General features: G+C 44.5%; 17 protein-coding genes. 12 read left to right on the forward strand and 5 right to left on the reverse strand.

Annotated elements, in window-relative coordinates; genetic code table 11:
- Positions 1–6: 6 nt before the first annotated feature.
- A complete protein-coding gene (locus BIW15_RS19195; protein WP_015296942.1) occupies positions 7–546 on the reverse strand; it encodes a heme NO-binding domain-containing protein in 540 nt (179 codons plus the stop codon).
- Between the two features lie 284 nt (positions 547–830).
- Here BIW15_RS19195 and BIW15_RS19200 point away from each other — a divergent pair, with 284 nt between their 5' ends.
- The 5 genes from BIW15_RS19200 (at position 831) to BIW15_RS19220 (ending at position 7,167) form a co-directional block, all read left to right on the forward strand.
- Positions 831–1,430, forward strand: coding sequence for a CoA pyrophosphatase (locus BIW15_RS19200; protein WP_020840865.1), 600 nt, complete (start codon positions 831–833; stop codon positions 1,428–1,430).
- Between the two features lie 354 nt (positions 1,431–1,784).
- Positions 1,785–3,038: a serine transporter gene (locus BIW15_RS19205; RefSeq protein ID WP_005458812.1), complete on the forward strand. Its 1,254-nt coding sequence runs from the start codon at positions 1,785–1,787 to the stop codon at positions 3,036–3,038.
- 98 nt (positions 3,039–3,136) lie between these two features.
- The gene (locus tag BIW15_RS19210; protein ID WP_005483216.1) at positions 3,137–4,498 is read left to right on the forward strand and encodes an L-serine ammonia-lyase; all 1,362 of its coding nucleotides are present in this window, start codon (positions 3,137–3,139) and stop codon (positions 4,496–4,498) included.
- A 303-nt stretch (positions 4,499–4,801) separates the two neighbouring features.
- Positions 4,802–6,517: an EAL domain-containing protein gene (locus BIW15_RS19215; protein ID WP_077281469.1), complete on the forward strand. Its 1,716-nt coding sequence runs from the start codon at positions 4,802–4,804 to the stop codon at positions 6,515–6,517.
- Between the two features lie 182 nt (positions 6,518–6,699).
- Positions 6,700–7,167 carry an N-acetyltransferase gene (locus BIW15_RS19220; RefSeq protein ID WP_021448879.1) on the forward strand — a complete coding sequence of 156 codons (468 nt, stop codon included), beginning with the start codon at positions 6,700–6,702 and terminating at the stop codon, positions 7,165–7,167.
- 82 nt (positions 7,168–7,249) lie between these two features.
- On the opposite strand, the gene queD is transcribed toward BIW15_RS19220, so the two are convergent.
- Positions 7,250–7,612 (reverse strand): 6-carboxytetrahydropterin synthase QueD, encoded by a 363-nt coding sequence (queD, locus tag BIW15_RS19225; RefSeq protein WP_005494779.1) that lies wholly within the window; start codon positions 7,610–7,612, stop codon positions 7,250–7,252.
- 294 nt (positions 7,613–7,906) lie between these two features.
- Here queD and BIW15_RS19230 point away from each other — a divergent pair, with 294 nt between their 5' ends.
- Both BIW15_RS19230 and asnS read left to right on the forward strand, forming a co-directional pair.
- Entirely contained in the window at positions 7,907–9,532 is a 1,626-nt protein-coding gene (locus tag BIW15_RS19230) for a methyl-accepting chemotaxis protein (protein ID WP_025533449.1), read from the forward strand.
- A 188-nt stretch (positions 9,533–9,720) separates the two neighbouring features.
- Entirely contained in the window at positions 9,721–11,121 is a 1,401-nt protein-coding gene (gene asnS / locus BIW15_RS19235) for an asparagine--tRNA ligase (protein WP_005458036.1), read from the forward strand.
- A 91-nt stretch (positions 11,122–11,212) separates the two neighbouring features.
- Here the strand turns inward: asnS and BIW15_RS19240 are convergent, their stop codons facing one another.
- Together BIW15_RS19240 and BIW15_RS19245 are read right to left on the reverse strand one after the other, a co-directional pair.
- Positions 11,213–11,437, reverse strand: coding sequence for a hypothetical protein (locus tag BIW15_RS19240; RefSeq protein WP_005485465.1), 225 nt, complete (start codon positions 11,435–11,437; stop codon positions 11,213–11,215).
- A gap of 99 nt (positions 11,438–11,536) precedes the next feature.
- Positions 11,537–12,928 (reverse strand): PLP-dependent aminotransferase family protein, encoded by a 1,392-nt coding sequence (locus tag BIW15_RS19245; protein ID WP_031848616.1) that lies wholly within the window; start codon positions 12,926–12,928, stop codon positions 11,537–11,539.
- A 178-nt stretch (positions 12,929–13,106) separates the two neighbouring features.
- On the opposite strand from BIW15_RS19245, the gene BIW15_RS19250 reads away from it, so the two are divergent.
- From BIW15_RS19250 to BIW15_RS19260, 3 genes are all read left to right on the forward strand, one after another.
- Entirely contained in the window at positions 13,107–13,337 is a 231-nt protein-coding gene (locus BIW15_RS19250) for a hypothetical protein (protein WP_005483298.1), read from the forward strand.
- A 198-nt stretch (positions 13,338–13,535) separates the two neighbouring features.
- Positions 13,536–13,835: a hypothetical protein gene (locus tag BIW15_RS19255; RefSeq protein ID WP_005458048.1), complete on the forward strand. Its 300-nt coding sequence runs from the start codon at positions 13,536–13,538 to the stop codon at positions 13,833–13,835.
- Between the two features lie 373 nt (positions 13,836–14,208).
- A complete protein-coding gene (locus tag BIW15_RS19260; RefSeq protein WP_005458051.1) occupies positions 14,209–15,399 on the forward strand; it encodes an amino acid aminotransferase in 1,191 nt (396 codons plus the stop codon).
- Positions 15,400–15,498: 99 nt separating this feature from the next.
- Here BIW15_RS19260 and BIW15_RS19265 read toward each other — a convergent pair whose 3' ends face one another.
- Positions 15,499–16,140: an outer membrane beta-barrel protein gene (locus tag BIW15_RS19265; RefSeq protein WP_031415793.1), complete on the reverse strand. Its 642-nt coding sequence runs from the start codon at positions 16,138–16,140 to the stop codon at positions 15,499–15,501.
- 194 nt (positions 16,141–16,334) lie between these two features.
- Between BIW15_RS19265 and BIW15_RS19270 the strand changes: the two genes are divergently transcribed.
- Positions 16,335–18,224 carry a putative nucleotidyltransferase substrate binding domain-containing protein gene (locus BIW15_RS19270; protein WP_017448443.1) on the forward strand — a complete coding sequence of 630 codons (1,890 nt, stop codon included), beginning with the start codon at positions 16,335–16,337 and terminating at the stop codon, positions 18,222–18,224.
- Between the two features lie 8 nt (positions 18,225–18,232).
- Positions 18,233–18,952 (forward strand): 3'-5' exonuclease, encoded by a 720-nt coding sequence (locus BIW15_RS19275; protein WP_179115311.1) that lies wholly within the window; start codon positions 18,233–18,235, stop codon positions 18,950–18,952.
- Positions 18,953–19,050: the final 98 nt, after the last annotated feature.

Here is a 19,050-nt window from a genome sequence, read left to right on the forward strand (position 1 = left end):
CTCTTCTTATTGTGCCTCCAGCCAAAATCGAACTTGGCTTCCGTCTTCAGTTTGGTTTTGATGCGTAATATGAATGACCTGTCCAAAGTGCGCAGCACAGCCTTTGAGCAACCCTAAACAAACATGCGCCATACACCTTGCACTATGGTAGTCGAACACCAGTTCTGACTGTGTTTCGCTGATAAAATCGAACTTAGGCGGATTGGCGTCTGGGTAAAGTTTTTTAACTTCTACATGAATAAAGCTTTCTACATGTCGAACAAATTGAAAGGTATTGTCGCACTGCTGCAAGCTTGCATGACTGGGAATGGAGCGTAGCAGGTTCAAAAATACGCTTTCACCAAACACTTCTTGTAACTGCTCTGGGGGAATATCAGAAACTTTGCTGAGATTGACGATCAGTTTGACTAAGTCTCGGTGATCATAACTGCCGACAGAGGTATATACCCCTTCGTCATCGGAAAGTTCGAGCACTTGGTCAAGCACTTCAAGTCCAAATTTGCTTTCCACTAACTCCATGAACTCGGTAAAGATTATCCCTTTCATTGGCAAACACCAACCTCATTGCAACGCCTTAAAAATAAGAATGGTGTATAACCCTATAAGTTTCAAATCAATATGCTTCGGCAGAGTGAGACACAAAGCACAAAGCAAAAGGTTGCCTAGATGTGAAGCGATTTTCCTTTAACATTTGAGCTTACTGTTTTATTAACAATAAGGCGGAGTGCACTCACCACTCATTTTCTCACTCAAGCACGCTCGCTTCCGGAGTTTAGGGTTATTATCTTGGGTGTATAATAATGAGTAGACACGAAAATTAGGGATTCGGTTTGGTTATCGACAAAACAAAATTGCTGCAGAACTTTCAATTTCATCTTCCGACGGGGTATCACAAGGAGTCTCTTGCCCGCCTGAATTTTATGAAAGGTAAACAGCTTCGAGACGCCGCGGTTCTGATTGGTTTTGTGGATAGACCTGAAGGCCTACAAGTGATTTTGACCAAGCGAGCCGAACATCTTCGGCATCATCCAGGGCAAATCAGCTTTCCTGGCGGTAAGTTTGAACCCGAAGATATCCATCTGGTGAATACGGCGCTTCGTGAGACTAATGAAGAGGTCGGTATAGAAGATAAACACATTCATGTGTTCGGTCAGTTGCCAAAACTGCCAACGATTAGTCAATTTAATGTGACACCATTTTTGGCCTTTATTTCTCCAGATTACAAAACGCATATTGACCCAAATGAGGTCGAGTCGGTTTTTGAGGTACCAGCCAACCATATTTTGAACCCAAATAAGCTCTACAGCAGTAAGTTTGAGTTAAAAAGAAGCAGTCATCGTGTATTTGCTATCCCATATCGTCAACATTTCATCTGGGGCATGACGGCACAGATCATTGAGTCGATGCAAAAGCACATCATTTCCGGCTAAATCTCTCCTCTTTCATTCGGTAATGATCGTACGACCAATGCGATCATTATGTGCATCAATATTAATAAAACGTTACTTCATAAACATTCATTCACATTAGATTAATTTGCCATTTTCACCGCAAACGCTTGCGGTGAAATAAATTTATACAAATCGCCCCATTGATAAGTTTTTCTAATTTTACTCATTAGCAATAATCACGAGTAGCACATCATTTTCGTGATAAAAAGCAGGTTTTTGACATATCATTCAATAAGCACGAGCAATACATGATTTAGATCTAATTTTCCTAGTGTAAAATCTTGCAAAATTGCCCGCGACTTATTTCCTGTTCCCAAAATGAGTAACTCAAAAATGAATACAACTACTTCTGCGGTTTCTACCGCACAATCGTCTAGTAAGTTTACTTACAAAGACTTCACCTGGTGTCTGTCTCTGTTCGGCACAGCAGTAGGTGCAGGTGTACTTTTCCTTCCTATTAAAGCTGGTGCGGGTGGTTTTTGGCCATTAGTAATCCTAGCTCTAATCGCGGCACCAATGACTTGGTTCGCACACAAATCTCTAGCTCGCTTCGTTCTTTCAGCTAAGAACCCAGAAGCAGACATCACTGACACAGTAGAAGAACACTTCGGTAAAACTGGCGCAAACCTTATTACGTTCGCATACTTCTTCGCTATTTACCCAATCGTACTTATCTACGGTGTTGGTATCACAAACACGGTTGACTCTTTCCTAGTTAACCAAATGGGCATGGAATCGATTCCTCGCTGGCTACTTTCTGGTGCGCTTATCGCAGCAATGACAGCAGGCGTAGTATTCGGTAAAGAACTGATGCTGAAAGCAACTTCAGCAATGGTTTACCCTCTAGTGTTCATCCTATTGGCGTTGTCTTTCTACCTAATCCCTGAGTGGAACACGTCTATGATTGAAGTGGCTCCAGACTGGGCTGCAATGCCAACTATCGTTTGGTTAGCAATTCCTATCATCGTATTCTCATTCAACCACAGCCCAATCATTTCTCAGTTCTCTAAAGAGCAACGCATGCAATACGGCGACGAAGCTTACAAGAAAACAGACATGATCACTGGCGGTGCAGCGATGATGCTAATGGGCTTTGTTATGTTCTTCGTATTCTCTGTAGTACTTTCTCTATCTCCAGAGCAACTAGCATCTGCGAAAGAACAAAACATCTCTGTACTTTCTTACCTAGCGAACATCCACGAATCTCCACTGATCTCATACATGGGTCCATTGGTTGCATTCGCGGCGATCACTTCTAGCTACTTCGGTCACTTCCTAGGTGCACACGAAGGTCTAGTAGGTCTAATCAAATCTCGCTCACAATCTCCAGTAAGCAAGATCGAAAAAGGTTCTCTACTGTTCATCGTTATCACTACTTGGATTGTGGCTATCGTTAACCCAAGCATCCTAGGCATGATCGAAACAATGGGCGCGCCAATGATTGCGGCAATCCTATTCTTGATGCCTGTATTCGCGATGCAAAAAGTTCCAGCAATGGCGAAGTACAAAACTTCAGCACCTGTGCAAATTTTCACAGCAATCTGTGGTCTTGCAGCAATTACTTCTGTAATCTACGGCGCTCTTTAATCATCCCTGTTTTTTAACAGAATGATTAATCCAAAAATATAACGATAAAATTAAGCCTCCCAACTCCCCTTGGGAGGCTTTCTTCTGAGGTAATCGATATGATTAGTGTTTTTGATATCTATAAAATCGGTGTTGGTCCTTCAAGCTCACACACTGTAGGCCCAATGAAAGCGGGTAAAGAGTTTATTGATGATCTTCGTGCAATGGGAAAACTGCGCGACATCACTAAAATCACCGTTGACGTTTATGGATCACTATCACTGACAGGGAAAGGTCACCACACAGATATTGCTATCATCATGGGTCTTGCGGGCAACTCCCCTGAGAAAGTTGATATCGATTCTATTCCGGGCTTCATCGCTCGCGTAGAAGAAACTGAGCGCCTTCCTGTTGGCATGCACTGTCATACAGTATCGTTCCCACGTGAAGGTGGAATGAACTTCCACAAAACGAACCTTGAGCTACACGAAAACGGCATGCAAATCCACGCTTGGATTGATGACGAAAAAGTGTACTCAAAAACTTACTACTCTATCGGTGGAGGCTTCATCGTTGATGAAGAGAACTTCGGTAAAGAAGCTGAGAACCCAATCAAGGTTCCTTACGAGTTCACAACAGCTGAAGAGCTGGTTAACCAGTGTAAAGAAAGCGGTCTTTCTATCAGCGCGCTAGTGATGAAGAACGAACAAGCACTTCACTCAGACGAAGAAACTCGTACTTACTTCGCGAACATCTGGCGCACGATGCGCGAATGTATGGATCGCGGTATGAACGAAGAAGGCATCCTGCCTGGTCCACTACGTGTACCTCGCCGCGCAGCTGCACTTCGTCAACAACTGCTTACTTCTGAGAAAACAACGAACGACCCAATGTCTGTTGTTGACTGGGTAAACATGTTCGCTTTCGCAGTAAACGAAGAGAACGCAGCCGGTGGCCGTGTTGTTACCGCACCGACTAACGGCGCTTGTGGCATCATCCCAGCAGTATTGGCTTACTACGACAAGTTCATCCAAACTGTGACTGAAAAAGATTACATCCGTTACTTTGCCGCTTCTGGCGCAATCGGTGGTCTTTACAAGCGCAACGCGTCAATCTCTGGTGCAGAGGTTGGCTGTCAGGGTGAAGTTGGTGTGGCATGTTCTATGGCGGCGGCTGGCCTTGCAGAGCTTATGGGTGGTAGTCCAGAGCAAGTATGTATGGCTGCAGAAATCGCGATGGAGCACAACCTAGGTCTAACTTGTGACCCAGTTGCAGGTCAGGTTCAAGTTCCATGTATCGAGCGTAACGGTATCGCAGCTGTAAAAGCGATCAACTCAACTCGTATGGCACTACGTCGTTCTTCTGCTCCTACTGTATCTCTAGATAAAGTTATCGAAACAATGCTAGAGACTGGTAAAGACATGAACGCGAAATACCGCGAAACTTCTCAAGGCGGTCTAGCGATCAAAGTGATTTGCTAATCGTCTCGTTATAAAAAAGATATCGATAAGCCCGAGTGAATACTCGGGCTTTTTTTATCCCAAATACGATGAGGTATGCGCATGCAGACGCATTTGAAGCATCACCCGTCATTGCCTTATTCCTGCCGATATTTCTGTTTGTCCCGGCTAAAAACCAGTCAGAGCCTACTCTCGCTGTAGCTCATAAAAAAAACTAAAACTGTTACTATATCCAAATGTTTAGGATATCCCCGTACAAAATCACACCCTTCACTTCTCATTATTGATAACGTAGCCAAAATTTAAATTGGAGCTTATCAACACATGATTAGGTTTGAACTTGGAAACCAAATCTGCGTTTGCTTGTCCGAAAACGACATTTCTTTAGAGATCAACAACACACTCCACCACGCCATCCCTGTTAGTTCAAATGAGTATGCCATTCTTTCAACTATTGCTACTTACGGCAGTTTAAATACGCCGATCAGTCAGCGCGTTATTGAGAGAAAAATCACTCAACACTACAAGATGGCTTTGCCAGAAAATGGATTTAAAAACGCGGTGGCAGCATTGAGAAAGAAGTTTCGCAAGCTCACGGAAGATCACGTTTCTCCCACGAGAAACATCATAGAAAACATTCACAGGACGGGATATTTCATCCCTTTTACCATGCTACATACTCACCAAAGCGGCATCTATCAACAAAAGAGAATCAACCAACACACGAAAAATAGCGTCAGAAAAGCCCTTCGTATTTGCTTGCGGAATAAAAGGATATACACCGACATCGCTTGGGTGCTGCTGGTTACTACAGCTATCTTTTTCTCGGTCTGCTATTACGCCATCAACAGTATTGTGAAACACAACTATTTAGATAGCGCATTGGACATTGCCGACAGCCTGTCTCAGATGAGTTGCTATGCTGATGAAGACCAACTAAAAGGGTTGTTTGATAACGTAAAGCTCGTTGAATCCAGCATGATGTTGGATCGCTTTAATATCCGCTGCTTGGTCACGCCAGAGGCGGTGGTTCCCGTCAGCCAAAAAGCGTTCAACGAGTGGAGCGATAACAGCAATTACACGACTCAATCCTTCGACATCAACAACGCCACCATTTTAGTTCGTGTGAAAAACATCAACTTACAGAATAACGTGGAGAGCCACATCTCGCGCTTTTTCCTTTCAGGGATGAAGCTTTACACCAACACAGGTACATCGTTCGAAATTGGCAACACCAACGGGCGATACTTTCACTATCAAATTAAAGATACAGGCTATAAAGAGGTGTATTACATCTCAGGACCTTTTAAGAGCATCATTTTGTTGAGCCTGTTCTTTTTAGTGATACTAAGGCATCGGTCGCTACAAGCGTTCATCACGTATCTGTTTGCTATTCGAGAATTTCATATCAAGCTCGAACCGATCTACAACACCTCAACGCAGCAAAATATTCACTACGAAGCCCTTTCTCGATTCAAAGTGAAGAACACCCAAAGGTTCATCGAAACACTCATCAGCAATGGACTGCTTTTGATCCACACGATCTTGGTGATCCGAGCAATTTACGCCAAACAGCCGACTTTGTTGGTGCCCATCAGCATCAATGTGTGCCCTTCTCTTCTACGAGGCAGAAACTTTTCGACTCTTTATCAAGAACTCGCGAGCAGAGACTGCCGTTTACTGACCATCGAAATCACGGAGAACGCGTCCATGTACTACACCTCCGAGATCTACGACAACGTCGCGAAACTAAAATTACTGAACTGCAAAATCAGCATTGATGACTTTGGTACTGGAAACAACAACGTGTCACTTATCAGCAAAATCAATCCAGATTATTTGAAAATAGATCGGGAGTTTGTGATTGGTTTAAAATCGGACGATAAGAAAGTGGAAACGCTGCGTCAGTTGATTGCGATGGGAAACACTTACCGCTGCACAGTCATCGTCGAAGGCGTCGAAACCGCAGATAGTGCTCACTTACTCACAACGTTAGGAGCCTACATTCATCAAGGTTACTTCTATCCTCTGCATTTCTAGCTTTTCTTAATGCCGCGAGTTACTTAAACTAGCTGATACCCAAATGACTTCATAATGTATTCGCGCTAAGTGTGCGAAGTGATTTGGGTATCACTAGCGTCTATAACTGGATGAAAGTTAAAGACGTTCGTCCATTTTTGTTAGGTGGTGAGACCATCCACCGCCCACTCGTGATTGAAACCATGATTGCTATTAAACCAACCAAACTGAAAGATTTTTCGAGTTTGATGCAATTGGACGTGCAGGAAGAGCAAATAGGATTTGCCAAGCCGTTTGAACAGGCTTACCAAAAGCGAAACAAGTCAGAAGTATTTTTTACTATTTATTCGGACTACCTAACCGTCGGCTATCTGATCATCGATAAAGGGTTTGCTCAGCATGCTCCTTTTGCAATGCGGCATGAGTTGGGCCTTAATTATTTGATGATTGATCGCCGCTTTCAACGCCAAGGTATTGGTGCAGAGGCGCTGAAAAAACTGTTTGTGTACGCATATACCATCGACCCAGAGAGCACCTCGCTTTGCGTGACAGTACCAAATAGCCATCAAGGTGCACTCGACTTTTTCTCGGCTTGTGGCTTTACGAATACAGAAAAAGCCATTTATGGCGAGCAAGAAAAAGAATGGTTGATGCGTCACCCGCTTGGTTAAACGCTCAATAACCAAACGCTAGATAAAACAAAGGCAAGCGATAGGCTTGCCTTTGTTATTGAACATGGGATTACTACGAAGGTTATTCACCCTTGTAGATACAACCTGCTGTACAAGTTTCTTTGATCTCTACTTTGCTTAGTAGCGGTAGGTTTGGTTTTAGCTGTTGCCAAATCCATTTTGCTAACACTTCGCTGGTCGGGTTTTCTAGACCTTCGATGTCGTTTAGGTAGTAGTGGTCTAAGCGATTGTAAATTGGTTTAAATGCAGCTTTTATCTCTGCAAAATCCACAACCCAACCTGTATGTGGATCAACTTCACCTTCTACATAAAGACGAACAAGGAAAGAGTGTCCGTGCAAACGACCACACTTGTGACCTTCTGGTACGTGTGGCAAATGGTGTGCCGCTTCGAACATAAACTCTTTGTACAATTCTGTTTTCATCTTGATTCTCAGGCTTTAAAAAAGACAGGCAATACTAAGGAATTCGCTGGCAAGAGACAAGCGTTACCCCATACAAGCGTAGCAAAAACTGCCGCTTATTCCTGACCTCTTTGCCATCACGCACACCAAAGCGTCGCATTTTTGTCATGCGCCAAACATTTGATTACACAGCACTCACATCACAATTACATATCCCCAACATGTGTAGGGTCACAATCATTCATTTCGCTCATCGCGCAACCTATGCGAGAAGACTAATATTGTGCAGTTCGTTCCAATTACACTTATAAAAATATGCGCTCAACTATTACCTTTAAGCTCCTGCTCGCGTTAATTGTCGTTTTTAGCTGTGTTCTCGCCGCGTCGACGGCATACCAACACTATCAACAAAAAACGCTGATAAATGATGTTCTTAGTGAACAACTGCACGACAAAGCCAGCAACTACTTCGATAGTCTGAACATGATGATGCTCACTGGCACCATGTCTCAAAAGGAAACGCTGCGACAAAAAGCACTCGCTCAAGAAGGTATTGAGCAAGTTCGAGTGCTACGTGCCGATGCCGTTACAAAACTGTACGGTGCAGGACAAGCCAATCAGCAACCTATTGATGAGATTGATCAGCGTGCACTAGCGGGCGAGCTAGTGATAGAACCAATTACTGCGGACTGGGGCAAAGGCATTGTTGTGGCGCTGCCAATGAAATCGAGCCAAAACTATCGCGGCACCAATTGTGTTTCTTGTCATGTCGCGCCAGAGGGTGAAGTATTGGGTGCTATTCGCTTGGAATACAACATGAACCACGTGAGTTCGATGATCAATAAACAAGCGATGTACGCGATGGGCATCATGTCTGCCATTGCGTTGGTTGGTTTTCTCATCACCATGGGATTGATTCGTAAGATCATCGTGCGACCAATTCAAAAAACCTCGCACTTTATGTCGAACGTTAGTGCCAGCAAAGATCTCTCCCAGAGACTTGTCCATAAACAAAATGACGAAGTTGGCCAACTTTCCCAGTCTATTAATTCCTTTATGGATACCGTTTCGGAAAGTCTTGAGCGCGTGCAAGACACCTCACACTCGTTAGCAGGGTCTGCGGGTCGTCTCACCGACGTTGCTCAATCCACTGATGAAGCAGCAAACAATCAGCAATTAGAAACCAATGAAGTGCAAAACAACATTATTGATATGTTGCAGCAGCAAGTCGTGGTTGAAGAAGCAACAATCAACGCAACGACGTTGGTAAACCACACCGTTGACGTAGCTGCAAACAGCGCCAGCCAAGCGCACAATGTCAGCGAAGACATCAAGAGCTTAGTCAGCAACATTGAACAAGTGCGTGAGAAGATTACGTCTCTAAATCAGAGAACCGAAGAAGTTTCCTCAATACTCGGTGTGATCAAAGGCATCGCCGAACAAACTAACCTACTCGCTCTAAACGCAGCAATCGAAGCGGCACGCGCCGGAGAGCAAGGTCGTGGCTTTGCAGTCGTTGCCGATGAAGTGAGAAATCTGGCCTCACGTACCGCCGAAGCCACCAGCAACATTGAAAGCATCATTTCCCAATTTCAGCAAGGCAGCGAAGAGTCCCTGTCGTCAGTCGATCATGTTTGTCAATTTGCTCATCAACGTTCACTGGATGTCGAAGCGCTGTCTGAAACCATGCACAATGTCGTAGATGAGATGCATCAAGTGCTGAAACACGCAGAAAACATCCAACTGCAAACTCAAACCACCTCGGATGTCAGCAAGCACATTCAATCGAAAATCGACGTGATTACTTTGCACGCGAACGACACGTCTCAATCTGCCTCTCATACACGGGATATCAGTGTCGATTTGGAAGAACTTTCTGAGCGTTTAGAGCAATTACTTAACCAATTCACCCTTTCTGAGCAACAAAGGGCAAATAAATAGGAAATTTCTCGCGTCCAAATTGAATATAAAGGTTGAAGCTGACGAATTGACGGGTAATATGTCCCATTGAATCTGTAAAATTCTATCCAACTCAATGCTTCGCTTGTTTTTTAAACAAAAATGTTTTGAGACAAGCACTTTGATAAGCGTTGAGTTGAATTTTTACCTCAATGGAGAATATTTAAAACATGACTTACGCGCCTGTATCAGACGTACTAAGCGGTAAGCTAGCAGTAGACAGTGAAGTAACTGTTCGCGGCTGGATCCGTTCACGTCGTGATTCCAAAGCTGGAATCTCTTTCCTTGCCATATATGACGGCTCTTGTTTCGACCCGATTCAGGCCGTGGTCCCTAATAATCTTAATAATTACGACAATGAAGTGCTTAAGCTAACGACTGGCTGCTCTGTTGAAGTAACTGGTAAGATTGTTGAGTCTCCTGCGCAAGGTCAGGACTTCGAACTGGCTGCAACTGACGTTAAAGTTGTAGGTTGGGTTGAAGATGCTGAAACTTACCCAATGGCAAAAACTCGTCACTCTATCGAGTACTTACGTGAAGTTGCGCACCTACGTCCGCGCACTAACGTAATCGGTGCGGTAGCACGTGTACGTAACTGTCTATCTCAAGCAATTCACCGTTTCTACCACGAGCAAGGCTACTTTTGGGTCTCTGCGCCACTAATAACGGCTTCTGATGCAGAAGGTGCTGGTGAAATGTTCCGCGTTTCGACGCTAGACATGGAAAACCTACCTCGCACAGACGCAGGCAAAGTGGACTACAACGAAGACTTCTTCGGTAAAGAAACGTTCCTAACCGTATCTGGTCAGCTAAACGCGGAAGCTTACGCTTGTGCACTAAGCAAGGTTTACACTTTCGGTCCTACTTTCCGTGCTGAAAACTCAAACACAAGCCGCCACCTAGCAGAATTCTGGATGGTTGAGCCTGAGGTTGCGTTCGCAGAACTAGACGATGTAGCGAAACTGGCTGAAGACATGCTTAAGTACGTGTTTAAAGCAGTACTTGAAGAGCGTCGCGATGACCTTGAGTTCTTCGCTCAGCGTATCGACAAGCAAGCGATCACTCGTCTAGAGCAATTCGTTTCTTCTGACTTTGCACAAGTTGACTACACTGACGCGATCCAAATCCTTCTGGACTCTGGTCGCGAGTTCGAATTCCCAGTTGAATGGGGTATCGATATGTCTTCTGAGCACGAGCGTTTCCTAGCTGAAGAGCACTTTAAAGCGCCAGTAATCGTGAAGAACTACCCGAAAGACATCAAAGCGTTCTACATGCGTATGAACGACGATGGCAAGACTGTAGCTGCGATGGACGTTCTAGCACCTGGTATCGGTGAAATCATCGGTGGTTCTCAGCGTGAAGAGCGTCTAGACGTTCTAGATGCACGTATGCGTGAAATGGGCATCGACCCTGAACACATGAGCTGGTACCGTGACCTACGTCGTTACGGCACAGTGCCACACGCAGGCTTTGGTCTAGGCTTTGAGCGTCTAGTCTCTTACGTAACAGGCATGGGCAACGTTCGTGACGTAATCCCATTCCCACGTACACCTCGCTCTGCGAACTTCTAATCACTTTTTAGTGATTCAGAATTAGAAAGACCTCCCAAGTGGAGGTCTTTTATTTTGTACGAATAATTTTCTCGCAATCTGCGTGTGCAATTTAGCTGTTGCTTTCGTCTTCATCCTTATCTGCTCGCGCGGCGTATTTCACTCCAACAACACACAAACCAAACATGACGAATGGAATCACGGCAGCAGTGTATTCCGTCCAAACCATATGAGAAAAAGACTTCGCCAATATTAGGTGCGCAAACACCAACAAAAATGCGCTAAAGATAGCAACACCCATTAGCCTAAGTTCATGCTTTACCAACTGCTTTTTCATTATTGCTCCTAACCTAAAATGGTTGTCAGCTAGTAATTGAAACACAGCTTCGGATTCGTTCACTGATACAGTTTGAGCAAAAAATAAGTAAACAGTTGGCTAGTGAAGTAATTCTCCGATCTTCTTCACGGCTTCTTCTAGTTCATCGTTGCAGGGTAACGAAGTATTAAGCCTTAGGTAGTTCTCATAATCTGGGCCGACAGAAAACAACTTACCGAATGCAACGGTGATGTTGTCTTCCAATAACTTCTGATAAATCGATTTTCCGCATTTTGATTCCGGCAGTTCAACCCATAAAAAATAGCCGCCCTCTGGCTGTGTGTAGTGAATCGATTTCGGAAAGTACTTATCGAGAAGCTCAATGAACGCAGATTGTCGCTGCTCAAGATTCTTTCGAAGTTTTCTAAGGTGATTATCATAGCTGTCATTTTGCAAATAATGTGCAATACCTTGTTGGATAGGCGCACTACCTGACAAAGTCGAGATAAGTTGCAGTTTTTGCAGATGCTCATTAAAGCGCTTGTTGACCACCCACCCCAGCCGATAACCCGGGCAAAGACTTTTTGAAAATGACCCGCAATGCAACACACGATCTTGTGTATCAAAAGTTTTAAGCGAACTTGGTTTCTTGTTAGAAAAATAGAGCTCTGAATACACATCGTCTTCAATCAAATACACATCGTGTTTATCAGCAAGCTCGACGATGCGCTGCTTCTGCTCATCGTTTAATGACATTCCGGTTGGGTTGTGAAAGTTCGTCATCAACCAACACGCGCGAACATCATGGTCAGTAAAAGCCGCTTCAATTTGTTGCAAAGAGTGCCCGATACGCGGGTCTACTGAAATTTCTATCGCCTTTAAACCCAAACGTTCTATCGCTTGAAGCGCTCCGTAAAATGTTGGCGATTCAACCACGATAGTATCTCCCGGTTGTGTCACGGCCTGAAGGCTCAAATTCAACGCTTCTAACGCCCCTGAAGTAATGACAATGTCATCATGGGTTAACACCATACCTTGTTGAATGTAACGTTGAGCAATCAAACGACGCAATGATTCAGAGCCTGGCGGTAAGTTATCCAATAACGTCTCTGGCCCCATCTTCCTACCAGAGCTGGCCAGATTACGATTCAGCGCATCCAATGGAAACAACGCAGGATCTGGAAAGGCAGAGCCGAACTTCATCGCATCCGGTGACGCTTGATTTTTGAGATAGTCGTAAAGCTCATCATTGATGTTAGAGCGATAAACAGAGGTCGCAGGAGGGCTCGGTTCCAAACGATCCAGCTCTGCGGTAACAAAGTAGCCAGACTGAGGTTTTGCCGCGACCCAGCCTTGCGCTTCGAGCAACTGATAAGCTTGTAACACCGTTCCGGCGCTGACGGAATGATTTCGGCTGGTGACACGCACTGACGGCAGCTTTTCCCCTGCTCTCCATGTGTTTTGCTGAATCTGCGTTTTGAACAGTTCAGCCAGTTGGCGGTATCGGTTCATGTTTCCCTCATTTATCACGACCGAGCGAACCTTAGCATACTTCGCGCCCGTATTCTGATAACGCGACTATCAATCTCGAAACGTAATTAATCAATCTTAGTGATATCAATTCGCGATACGAAGTGAGAATTTATGTTCCATACTTTCAAAGGTATGACTTTTATTTCGGGAGAAAATGATGAAAGTATTTACTATGGATGACCTCTCATACCGAGGTGCTCATAAAGGCGTACACAGTTGGGATCACCCAGCCAGCACAACGCCTTACTACTGGCACCCTGACTGGTTACATATTGCAGAAGACGCGCTAGGTGTGCACAAAACAGCGGATCTAGTCGTTCCAGAAGGTGAAACACCAACAGAAGAGCACGCAAAAGAGGCGATTGTTAAGCACATTAATGGTGAATAGCCAGAAGCGAACCTTCTGTTATGCAAGGTTGAGAGCCTTTTGGAACAAAACATGTCTGAATGAGAACTGTGCATCATCGTGAGCAATCTATCGACAGGATAAATAGATTGCTATCACATTAATTTTCATGCCATCTGTTACATTTAGAGGCTAATGGTGATGCACACCTCAACTCATAGACTATGAGAGACGATTATAATGACGAAATACAACGAGAATGACATCAAATATAAAGGCGAGACCAATGGCGTACATACGTGGAGTGTGCCATCAGGACAGCCTTACTACTGGCATCCAGATTGGCTACACGTTGCCGAAGATGCGACAGGGTCACACCCAAAAGAAAAACTAGATGTTCAAGCTGGTGACACCCCAACGCAAAAGCATGCGCTTAAAGCAATCCTAAAACACATGAACGATTGGGCGACAGATAAGTTGTCTTCAAATCCTGACATCGAAACCAATGCGGTAGAGTCAGAAATTGAGCTAAAGAAATAGACCTCAACGTTCGATGTAAATTGAATATGCAAGCGCCCCTCACCGTTGGGGCGTTTCTTATCCTTCCCTACTTTTTCCTTCGCAACAGGCTCTGCTTACCTCGTAGGATTCACGTTTTAAACCACTCAAAATCGCTCCTCAGTAGCCATCAGATTCATGAATTGTTCGATTGAATAAATTAGCACCGAATTGCTACAAAACTCCCCTTTACATCCGGATTTAACCAAGGTTTTCATAGCAAAAGCATCGGTTATGTTAGCATCCTGTTTCAAATCGAAATTTTTTTACGTTTTCTTATCAGTAAGTGTTGTAACGAATATTGCTGAAAGGTATAAATACGAGCAGACCCCTTCGATTAACATGGATGAAGATTATGTTTGAAAAAGTAGTTGCCGCTCCGGCCGACCCTATCCTTGGCCTTACTGAAGAATTTAAAAAAGATCCTCGCGCTGAAAAGATTAACCTTGGCGTTGGTATTTACAAAAACGAACAAGGCGAAACACCTGTTCTTGCTACCGTAAAGAAAGCCGAAGCAGCACTGATTGAAACGGAAAAAACCAAATCATACCTTACCATCGAAGGGACTGCTGAGTACGGTCTGGCGGTACAAAAACTACTTTTCGGTGCAGACGCTGAAATCGTAGCGGAAAAACGCGCGAAAACAGCTCAAGCGCCTGGTGGTACAGGTGCGTTACGCGTGGCGGGTGAATTCATTAAACGCCAACTTGGTAACGTAAAAATCTGGATCAGCAACCCAACTTGGGCAAACCACAACGGCGTGTTTACCGCTGCAGGTCTAGAAACTGCTCAATACACTTACTACAACGCAGAAACTAAAGACAAAGACTTCGATGCAATGCTAAACGATCTTCAAGCTGCATCTGAAGGTGACATCGTTCTTCTACACGGCTGCTGCCACAACCCAACTGGCATCGATCCAACTGCTGAAGAATGGGAAACACTAGCGAAGCTGATTGCTGAGAAGAAACTGCTTCCTCTGTTCGACTTTGCATACCAAGGCTTTGCCAAGGGTGTAGAAGAAGACGCAGCTGGCCTACGTACTTTCGCGAAATACAACAAAGAAATTCTCGTTGCGAGCTCGTTCTCGAAAAACTTCGGCCTATACAATGAACGTGTAGGCGCATTCACGCTTGTTGCTGAATCTGAAGAAGTGGCAACAACAGCATTCTCTCAAGTAAAAGCGATCATCCGCTCTATCTACTCTAACCCACCAGCTCACGGTAGTGCTGTTGTTACTCATATTCTAAACAACGAAGAACTGCGTGCCGAATGGGAAGCGGAAGTACAAGAAATGCGTGACCGTATTCAAGAGATGCGCGAGCTGTTCGTAGCAACTCTGAAAGAAGAAGGTGTGGATGCAGATTTCAGCTTTATCGAACGTCAAAACGGCATGTTCTCGTTCTCTGGTCTATCTAAAGAGCAAGTTAATCGTCTGAAAGATGAGTTCGCAATTTACATCGTTGGTTCTGGCCGTATCAGCGTAGCTGGTATGACAAAATCAAACATGGGCCCGCTATGTAAAGGTATCGCAGCGGTTCTATAATCTGTCGAAAATAGACGAAATAAACGAAAAGGTCAGCGTATGCTGACCTTTTTTGTTGTTCTTAAATCTGTTGATTACGGTTGATGTTACTAAATGGGATTAAAATACGAACTTCAAACTTAAGCCGACTTCGTTGATGTAATCCGAACTTTCACCACTGTAATCTGTATCACGGTATTGGTAATACAAGCCCGTGCCAATCACATCATGCCATTGGTAATTGAAGCCGATTCTGTACTTATTCTCGTCAACCACATCACTTCGGTTGGCCTGAATCTGTGCTGACACCATCCATTGTTTATTCAAAAGATAGTTTGCACCAATGGTCACCGCTTGAAGAAACTCGGTGTCAGAGGAAATGGTGCTATCCGTTTTTTCATCCGTCGCTTTCGCTTTCAGCGCACCAAGCCCATAAGTACCATAAACGTCCAGTTGGTCGTTAATTCCATAACGATAACCACCACCAAACAACAATCGATCCACACGTAGTGTTAGATCGTCAGGATGGAAAAACTGCGCTGAGTAATCAACATTAAGCAACCAATTATCGGTGATGAGATAATTGCCACCCAATCCCAGCGTAGTCGCATTCGAGTTGTCTAGCCAATCTTTATTGGTCGTACCCGACCCCACATCCAAATAAATGTGCTCATACCCAAATTTTGCAGCTTGTTCCGCTTCCGAAGCGATACTGATTGCGGGCAAAACTACAAGAGGCACAAGCAATAACTGTCTCACCATCTTACTTCCTTTCATGAGAGTCACCTAAAAACTTAACTACAATTGGCAATTTCCATATTAGCCGAATTAACAAAACCTTGTCGCGGGAGATGTCCGAATCTTATGACTCAGCACGAAAAAGCGTGATCCAATAAGATTCTGTCTTAAAACTGCGTTAAGATTACTTTATTATTTGCGAAACAAAAGGCACCCGAATGGATGCAGAACTTCTCGAGATATATAACTTTCTCGCCAAGTACCCCCCTTTCAACGAACTTCCAGAAGAAACTCTGACCAAAGTGACAGAAAGCGTTGAAATCTCTTACTACCGACAAGATACCCCAATCATTCACTTCGGTGACCATATTCAAGATCTCTTCGTGGTAAGAAGTGGCGTGGTGGAAGTTTATCGCCGCAAGGGTGAGCTTTATAACCGTCTCGATGAAGGCGACTTATTCGGTCAAATGGGGCTGCTTACCAACAACAAAGTTCGTTTCCCGGTAAAAGCTATTGAAGACACCCTACTCTACTGCATTCCGGTCGAAGTGTTTCAAGAGATCTACGACAACTTCGACTCTTTCGCCGATTTTGTTGAAGTAGAAAACAGCGCCCGCTTGCGCCAAACCATTTCAGAAAACAAAGACGCAAACGACTTAACCACCTCTAAAGTCAAGACCCTACTTACTGGCGATGCCCCGACCATAAACCGCGGCCAAACAATCCAACAAGCAGCGCAGTTAATGGCTCAGGACAACATTTCATCACTCTTGATTGTCGACCCCGATTTTGTCCGTGACGAAGATGATCCGCAATCGCCCGTTTTAGGCATCATTACTGACCGAGATTTATGTACTCGAGTGCTTGCAGAAGGCTTGTCTCCTCAAGATGATGTTTCAACAGTCATGACGACGGAAGTGATCTCTCTCGACCATAATGCTTACATCTATGAAGCCATGCTAACGATGTTACGCTACAACGTGCATCATCTGCCGGTGGTCAAAAATCAACTACCGATAGGCATCATCGAAACTACCGATATTGTTCGTTATGAATCGCAAAACTCACTGCTTCTTGTAAGCAGCATTTTTCAGCAGCAAAGCATCGAAGATTTAGCGACAGTCGCAGAAGAAGTCAAAAGCAGCTTCGTACGTCTGGTTAACGAAGACGCCAATTCACACATGGTTGGCAGCGCGATGTCAGTAATTGGCCGAAGTTTCAAACAGCGTTTGTTGGAGTTGGCCGAAGAAGAACTTGGTGCGCCTCCGATTCCTTATTGCTTCCTCGCATTAGGTTCAATGGGACGCGACGAACAGTTGCTGGTTACTGACCAAGACAACGCCATTATTCTGGACGAATCCTATCAAGAAGAGAAACATGGCAAGTACTTTGAAGATCTCGCCAAGTTTGTCAGTGACGGCCTTGACGCTTGTGGTTACAAATATTGTACCGGTGACATCATGGCCACGAACCCGATGTGGCGAATGACTCGCTCCGAATGGGAAGAATGTTTCGCTGACTGGATTGACGATCCCAACCCGAAAGCGTTACTGAATGCATCAATATTTTTCGATTTAGATGGCGTGTATGGCCGCTTAAAATGGGCAGAACAGCTCACCAGCTTCATTGTGCGTCGAGCGCGTAAAAATAATCGCTTCTTAGCATGTTTGGCTCGAAATGCGCTAAACCGCACGCCGCCATTAGGCTTCTTCAAAGATTTTGTGATGGAAAAAGACGGCCAGCACAAAAACTCGATCAACCTAAAACGTCGTGGCACCGCGCCGCTGGTTGATCTGATTCGTGTGCATGCCTTGGCAGTGGGCTCTCGTGCACAAAACTCGTTTGAACGTCTCGACGACATTATTGACGCAGGCATCTTGCCAAAAGGTCGAGCTCAGGACTTAAAAGACGCGTTAGAATTCATCTCTATGGTACGAATTCGCCATCAAGCGACAGATGTTGAACTCGGAATTGAGCCAGATAACAACATCGAGCCAGAAAACCTCTCCGATTTTGAACGCCGTAATTTGAAAGATGCCTTCCAAATTCTCAGCAATGGGCAGAACTTCCTTAAGTTCCGTTATCAAGCAAATAAGAGCTTTAAGTGAGGTTTGGCATGATCAAAAAGCTATTTCAAAAGCCTGCGATTCAATGGCCAACCAAGTTTCAGCAAAAGTTGGAGCTCGTCAGTGATGAAAATCTTGTCGCCTTTTACGGCAGCGAATTACCAGCGCCCAATACCCCCATTTCAGAGGTTGAGTTTGTCGCGTTGGATTTCGAAACGACGGGGCTCAATCCCGAAAAACACGACATTATTACTATCGGTTTAGTACCTTTCAATCTAAGACGTATTTTTCTGCGCGATGCTCGACATTGGAAAGTAAGACCTCAGAAAAAGTTGGATGAAGATTCCGTCATCATCCACGGTATCACTCACAGTGAATTGATTGATGCGCCAGATCTGAGCGATATTTTGGGTGAGTTGCTGCCTTGCTTAAGCGGCAAAATCATCGTTGTGCATTATCGTCGAATCGAGAGAGAATTCTTGGATCAAGCGCTGAAAACGCGTATAGGGGAAGGGATTGAATTTCCCGTGTTAGACACGCTACAAATCGAAGAGAACATCCAAAAGAAAAGCGCTGGCAGCATTTGGAATCGCCTGAAAGGAAAGAGACCAGAGTCTCTACGTTTGGCGCAGTCTCGACGCCGCTATGGGTTACCAGACTACTCTCCGCATCATGCGTTAACTGATGCGATTGCTACTGCCGAGTTGCTTCAGGCGCAGATGGCGCATCACTACAATGATGACCAACCCATCAGTGATTTTTGGTTGTAGATAGATTTTTTGTTGTAGCTATTTACCAACAATCATTCACCGAAAAACATGCATTAAAAAGGAGCCTATCGGCTCCTTTTGTTTTTTAGTCAAACTGA

This window comes from Vibrio sp. SALL6 (genome assembly GCF_002002385.1).
In the GTDB taxonomy this organism is placed as follows: Bacteria; Pseudomonadota; Gammaproteobacteria; order Enterobacterales; family Vibrionaceae; genus Vibrio; species Vibrio parahaemolyticus.

Excerpts from the sequence above, each read along its gene's own strand:
- BIW15_RS19195 (WP_015296942.1), bottom strand. The coding sequence starts at position 546 with ATGAAAGGGATAATCTTTACCGAGTTCATGGAGTTAGTGGAAAGCAAA.
- BIW15_RS19205 (WP_005458812.1), top strand. The coding sequence starts at position 1,785 with ATGAATACAACTACTTCTGCGGTTTCTACCGCACAATCGTCTAGTAAG.
- BIW15_RS19210 (WP_005483216.1), top strand. The coding sequence starts at position 3,137 with ATGATTAGTGTTTTTGATATCTATAAAATCGGTGTTGGTCCTTCAAGC.
- BIW15_RS19215 (WP_077281469.1), top strand. The coding sequence starts at position 4,802 with ATGATTAGGTTTGAACTTGGAAACCAAATCTGCGTTTGCTTGTCCGAA.
- BIW15_RS19220 (WP_021448879.1), top strand. The coding sequence starts at position 6,700 with ATGATTGCTATTAAACCAACCAAACTGAAAGATTTTTCGAGTTTGATG.
- queD (WP_005494779.1), bottom strand. The coding sequence starts at position 7,612 with ATGAAAACAGAATTGTACAAAGAGTTTATGTTCGAAGCGGCACACCAT.
- BIW15_RS19230 (WP_025533449.1), top strand. The coding sequence starts at position 7,907 with ATGCGCTCAACTATTACCTTTAAGCTCCTGCTCGCGTTAATTGTCGTT.
- asnS (WP_005458036.1), top strand. The coding sequence starts at position 9,721 with ATGACTTACGCGCCTGTATCAGACGTACTAAGCGGTAAGCTAGCAGTA.
- BIW15_RS19240 (WP_005485465.1), bottom strand. The coding sequence starts at position 11,437 with ATGAAAAAGCAGTTGGTAAAGCATGAACTTAGGCTAATGGGTGTTGCT.
- BIW15_RS19245 (WP_031848616.1), bottom strand. The coding sequence starts at position 12,928 with ATGAACCGATACCGCCAACTGGCTGAACTGTTCAAAACGCAGATTCAG.
- BIW15_RS19250 (WP_005483298.1), top strand. The coding sequence starts at position 13,107 with ATGAAAGTATTTACTATGGATGACCTCTCATACCGAGGTGCTCATAAA.
- BIW15_RS19255 (WP_005458048.1), top strand. The coding sequence starts at position 13,536 with ATGACGAAATACAACGAGAATGACATCAAATATAAAGGCGAGACCAAT.
- BIW15_RS19260 (WP_005458051.1), top strand. The coding sequence starts at position 14,209 with ATGTTTGAAAAAGTAGTTGCCGCTCCGGCCGACCCTATCCTTGGCCTT.
- BIW15_RS19265 (WP_031415793.1), bottom strand. The coding sequence starts at position 16,140 with ATGGTGAGACAGTTATTGCTTGTGCCTCTTGTAGTTTTGCCCGCAATC.
- BIW15_RS19270 (WP_017448443.1), top strand. The coding sequence starts at position 16,335 with ATGGATGCAGAACTTCTCGAGATATATAACTTTCTCGCCAAGTACCCC.
- BIW15_RS19275 (WP_179115311.1), top strand. The coding sequence starts at position 18,233 with ATGATCAAAAAGCTATTTCAAAAGCCTGCGATTCAATGGCCAACCAAG.